Origin of the sequence: Paracoccus sp. J56 (assembly GCF_019633685.1) — a bacterium.
GTDB lineage: Bacteria > Pseudomonadota > Alphaproteobacteria > Rhodobacterales > Rhodobacteraceae > Paracoccus > Paracoccus kondratievae.
Map to the genome: position 1 here is coordinate 1 of NZ_JAFL01000061.1, position 4,681 is coordinate 4,681.

The following is a 4,681-nucleotide window of genomic DNA, read 5'->3' on the forward strand; positions in this document are numbered from 1 at the left end:
CAATCGTTCTTCTGGCGTTTGACGAATGGCTTCACGTAGACCGGCGGGATCAGGCGCACTTCATGTCCAAACGTCTCGAAAGCGCGGCCCCAGCCATGCGCCGTCGCACACGCCTCCATGGCGACAACGCACCGCGGTACCTGAGACATGAACGCAAGTAGCTGGCCACGCGAAAGCCTTTTGCGAAACACGACGGATCCGTCGTGACCGGCACCGTGCAGGTGGAAAATGCGCTTTGCCAGATCGATCCCGATAATCGTAACCTCGGACATGGATGCTCCCTCCTTCTGTGATGGCTTCAACACGCATCACATTGGCACATTGCGATGCCGTCAGGTGGGGGCATCCACGCCATCAACATGACCTACATCCCGCTGAGCTTTGCGCCGGGCGAAATACGGTTGTAAAGAGGCGGACATCAGCCATGCCTACCGGCGTGCAACCGAGGTCGGCGGTACCGAAGCCGCTGGCTATCGTTTGGAGTTGAGATCTATCCTCGCCTGCGCGGGGAAATCGGGCATGCCTACCCGACAGGCACGCGGAACATGGGTCTATCCCCGCATGCGCGGGGAAACCAGCTCCGCAAGTCGCTGTCCTCGGCGTATAAAGGGTTTATCCCCGCATGCTCGCGCGCAGCAACTTGTTCACGTTCCCGCTTTCGGTTATCCCTTTATGCATGATGTTCATGTCCACGTTCTTCCCGCTGATCTGAACGGCTTTCAGTCGTTCCGGCGCATTCTGCGCCATTCATATCAATCGGCTCCGCTGACGCGGCAGCCGCACGGAGAACGTCCAATGCCCAAAATCGAGCACGTCGGCCTGACTCCAGGTCAGGTCCAGAGCTTCATTGACGATGGTTTCGTCAAGATAGAAGATGCCTTCAGCGCCGATCTCGCGAAACAATGCAGGGACGAACTGTGGGCCGATACAGGTCTGTCGCCGGATGAGCCTCAAAAATGGGATCGTCCCGTTGTTCGGGTGGGGTTCAAATCCTCGCTCCCCTTCATCGAAGCCGCCAACACGCCACGCCTCCACAAAGCCTACGATCAGCTCGTCGGCGAAGGCCGCTGGCTTGCCCCCAAGGGACTGGGAACCTTTCCGATCCGCTTTCCCTCTCCGGAAACGCCCGGTGACGATGGCTGGCATGTGGACATGAGCTTCGGTACCGACAATCCGGATTTCATGGAATGGCGTGCCAACGTGAAGAGCAGCGGACGCGCCCTGCTGATGCTGTTCCTGTTTTCGGATGTCGGCCCGGACGATGCACCCACGAGGATTCGGGTGGGTTCCCATGCCCACATCGCACGGGAATTACTTCCCTACGGCGAGGCAGGCGCAACGCTCAGGCAATTGTCTGCCAATGGCTACGCCTCGACGGAGAAGTGCAAGGTGGAACTGGCGACAGGCACGGCGGGCACGGTCTATCTCTGCCACCCGTTTCTGGTCCATGCCGCACAGCCACACCGGGGGCAGCGGCCGCGCTTCATGGCGCAACCGGCACTCCTGCCGAAAGGCGAGTTCGATCCCGCCCTGCCGCCCTCTCCGGTACAGGTCGCAATCCGTCAGGCAATTGGAATGACGGCCTGATCGCCTGAGGCTTCGGGGCCGCCGCGCGCGACCCCGGGTTTTCTCTCTCGAGCTCAGCGCCCCGGGTGAGCCGGGGCGCGACCATATGTGGGACTGCAGCCGGTAGAGCTTGTTGCTTCTCCCCTACTGGCTGTCACGCTGCAGTGGAGTTTCCTGCCCGCGCGACCAGGATCGAAGCTGCCACAGCCCGCCCGACACCAGCAGGGCCATTGCCGTTGCGTAACAGATCAATGGCCAGGCGGTGTCACCGTTCAACAGCGTTACCGCCAGCGTGCCGACGATGCTGACGATCAGGCTCTGGATGCAGAAATAGAAGGCGACTGCAGATCCTGCGATTTCGTCGAAATCCGCAAGAGCCCCGTTGGCAGTGACTGATACGGTGAACACAATGCCGACGGCGATCACCCACATTGGCAGGATGAAGGTGAAGAACGACGGAGACCCGTAGACTTCCCCGATCCCGAGGAGCGCCGCTCCACAGACGAGCAGAGCCATCCCGCGCGCGACGCAGCCGGCGACGCCCCACCTGCCAACGAAAGTCTTGGCAAATCGCGTGGTCGCGATCATGACGAGCGCGACCGTCGCGAAGGCCAGGCTGAACCAGAATTCCGAGTAGCCCGCTCGTCCGATCAGCACGCGCGGAGCCGTCGAGAAGAAGACGAAGAACGAGCCCATGCCGGCGCTGAAGCCCGCCGTATAAACCCAGAACGGCAAGCTCGTGAAAATCGGCAGGACCGAAGGCCGTTTTCCGTTCTCGATGACCGGGCGGGTTTCATGCCACCGGAGCAAGGCGTTGCCCACGGCGAGAGTTGCCAGTGCGGCAAGCGTCAGGAAGATCGCCCGCCATCCCAGCGCCTCTGCGATGACAGCCCCTGTCACCGGTCCGATGGCCGGAACGAAGGCCAGCATCGAGCTGAACAATCCGTAGATGACGGCGTTCTCCGGGCGGCTGGCATAGACGTCGCGAACTGTCGCGAAGGTTGCGACCAGCGCTGCCGACGCCCCTGTCGCCTGGACGAGGCGGAAGCAAAGAAACGCTTCAGCTGTCGACGACCAGGCCGCGCCAAGCGAGCCGACCGCAAACAGCGCGCCGCCTGCAAGCAGGACGGGCCGTCGCCCGATGCGGTCCGAGATCGGGCCGAACACCACCTGCCCCACCCCGAGCGTCACCATGTAGAGGCTGAGCGCGAGCTGGATCATGGACGGGGTCGTGTTCAGGATGCCGGGCATCGCCGGAACGACGGGAAGGAAGATGTCCATCGCCAAAGAGGCGAGGATGTCGAAGGGAGCCATCAGCAATAGGGCCGAAGGCAGCGTGTAGGTCCACGCATGTCGTGAGGTTGTCATGACGAAACATCCGCTTGAATGAAGCCAAAAGCGGCGTTCGTTCGTCGGCAATCGGAACCGATTTGCTCTACGGAACGCCGCAACAACGAAGACCGTTGCTGCGGCTTACCTGTCTGCGGACTTTCCGTCTCCCATGACGTTCCCCGAATTGGAAAGGATACTGGCTGAAACTATCGTATCTTGCCTGCGAAGTCGAGAAGGCGGAGACAAGGATCATGAACCTCGTCGTTCGGGCGGCCCGGGATGAGGACGCGGATCAGATGGCGGCCATCCTCAACGAGATCGTCTCGATCGGTGGATTGACGTCGCGTGAAGGACCTTTCGATGGTGGGCGCATACGGAGGGAATTCATTTCTCCCCCACGCGGTATCTCCTGTTTCGTGGCGGCGGCAGGCTCCGATGTGAAAGGGTTCCAATCGCTCGAATGGTCAGACCCGGACTGGCCGGGAGAAGACCGGCTGCCTGCCGACTGGGCATTCATCTCGACCTACGTCCAATCCGGCCATCGCCGCCTTGGCATCGGAAAGGCTCTGTTCGGGAGAACCATCGCCGCTGCCGACGCTGCAGGTGTCTGCTTCATCGACGCCAGCATCAGGCTCGAGAATGCCGGCGCGCTGGCCTTCTATGACAGCCTCGGCTTCGAAGACTACAGGCGCATCGCCAACACGGTGTCGAAGCGCTTCGCTCCGGGGCGACGCTGATGTGCGCCATCTCCCTCTGCCGGCCGACGGGCTCGAGGCGCTTGCCGACATTCGTGCCATCGAACTGTCCCTGATCCGCGCGTCCGCTCAGGAGGCGACCGGCAGACACGGTCGCGTGGCGGGGCCATGTTGGTCTTGATCCCGTTCGACGGGAATCGCGGGCTTCAGAATGAACGCCTTCTGGGCGTCCGACCCGAAGGAGCGTGAAGCGAAAACTTCGATGCCTTCATCGCTCCGCTCCTTCTCCCAGCCGGGAAAATAGCGCGGAAAGCTCCAATTATGAACGGTCCGGTTTTCGGGGATCAGAGCAAGGCAGCCATGGCCGCATAACTTAAACCAACCGGCCTCCGGGAAACCCCGCGCGATTCAGTATTTCGCAAACCGGAAGGCGTAGCCAAAACTTGAAGCTTTCCCGGTTGCACCAAGGAAGAAGACAGGATGCTCTATTCCGCCAGTTCGCCCACGTTTGCGATGAGGGTGACCTGCCGCCCACCCTGCGTAATCGTGTCCATGATGTTCAGACCGGAGACCTTCAACATCTGCCTCCACAGGTTCTCGGCGTCTCCATAGGCCTCGTTCATGAAATCGCGGGTAATGAACGCATCCCACTCGCTTTCAAGAAAGTTATCCATCTCCAATTCCTCCTGGGTGGTCACCAACTCAGTGTCGATAGGAACTTCCTTAGGTTGTGTTGACAAAAAGGATTCCCCTGCGCGTCTGGCTGTGATTCAAGATCATCTCTACGTGGGAGGTGACCTTGGCACGCAATCTGATGTCCGACGACGAATGGGCATTCTTTGAGGGCTTCATCCGAGCCGTCCGGCATCCGAACGGGCGCAAGCCTGCGGACCATCGACTTGTTCTGGATGGCATTTTCTGGGTCGCGCGGACCGGTGCGCCCTGGCGGGACCTGCCAGAGGAGTTTGGCAAGTGGTCATCTGTCTACCGGCAGTTCCGGCGCTGGACGCTCGCCGGGCTGTGGGAGGACATCCTGGATGCCTTGAACCACGCGAAGCTCGCGCCCGACAAGCTCCAGATGATCGACA

The 4,681-nt window shown here is 60.9% G+C and carries 5 protein-coding genes and 1 pseudogene; 3 read left to right on the forward strand and 3 right to left on the reverse strand.

Annotation, left to right across the window (positions count from 1 at the left end; translation table 11 throughout):
* A pseudogene (locus tag M511_RS18790) lies at positions 1-272 on the reverse strand (IS110 family transposase); the annotation flags it as partial.
* Between the two features lie 523 nt (positions 273-795).
* Here M511_RS18790 and M511_RS18795 point away from each other — a divergent pair.
* Positions 796-1,587 carry a phytanoyl-CoA dioxygenase family protein gene (locus M511_RS18795; RefSeq protein WP_085503225.1) on the forward strand — a complete coding sequence of 264 codons (792 nt, stop codon included), beginning with the start codon at positions 796-798 and terminating at the stop codon, positions 1,585-1,587.
* A 123-nt stretch (positions 1,588-1,710) separates the two neighbouring features.
* Here the strand turns inward: M511_RS18795 and floR are convergent, their stop codons facing one another.
* Complete coding sequence (gene floR / locus M511_RS18800) at positions 1,711-2,934, reverse strand: chloramphenicol/florfenicol efflux MFS transporter FloR (RefSeq protein WP_085503227.1); 1,224 nt, start codon at positions 2,932-2,934, stop codon at positions 1,711-1,713.
* Positions 2,935-3,149: 215 nt separating this feature from the next.
* Between floR and M511_RS18805 the strand changes: the two genes are divergently transcribed.
* The gene (locus tag M511_RS18805; RefSeq protein WP_085503229.1) at positions 3,150-3,635 is read left to right on the forward strand and encodes a GNAT family N-acetyltransferase; all 486 of its coding nucleotides are present in this window, start codon (positions 3,150-3,152) and stop codon (positions 3,633-3,635) included.
* 443 nt (positions 3,636-4,078) lie between these two features.
* Here M511_RS18805 and M511_RS18810 read toward each other — a convergent pair whose 3' ends face one another.
* Positions 4,079-4,267: a hypothetical protein gene (locus tag M511_RS18810; protein WP_139824650.1), complete on the reverse strand. Its 189-nt coding sequence runs from the start codon at positions 4,265-4,267 to the stop codon at positions 4,079-4,081.
* Between the two features lie 119 nt (positions 4,268-4,386).
* Between M511_RS18810 and M511_RS18815 the strand changes: the two genes are divergently transcribed.
* On the forward strand, positions 4,387-4,681 hold a 295-nt coding region (locus tag M511_RS18815), incomplete at its 3' end, for a transposase (protein ID WP_139824637.1).

Excerpts from the sequence above, each read along its gene's own strand:
- M511_RS18810 (WP_139824650.1), bottom strand. The coding sequence starts at position 4,267 with ATGGATAACTTTCTTGAAAGCGAGTGGGATGCGTTCATTACCCGCGAT.
- M511_RS18795 (WP_085503225.1), top strand. The coding sequence starts at position 796 with ATGCCCAAAATCGAGCACGTCGGCCTGACTCCAGGTCAGGTCCAGAGC.
- floR (WP_085503227.1), bottom strand. The coding sequence starts at position 2,934 with ATGACAACCTCACGACATGCGTGGACCTACACGCTGCCTTCGGCCCTA.
- M511_RS18805 (WP_085503229.1), top strand. The coding sequence starts at position 3,150 with ATGAACCTCGTCGTTCGGGCGGCCCGGGATGAGGACGCGGATCAGATG.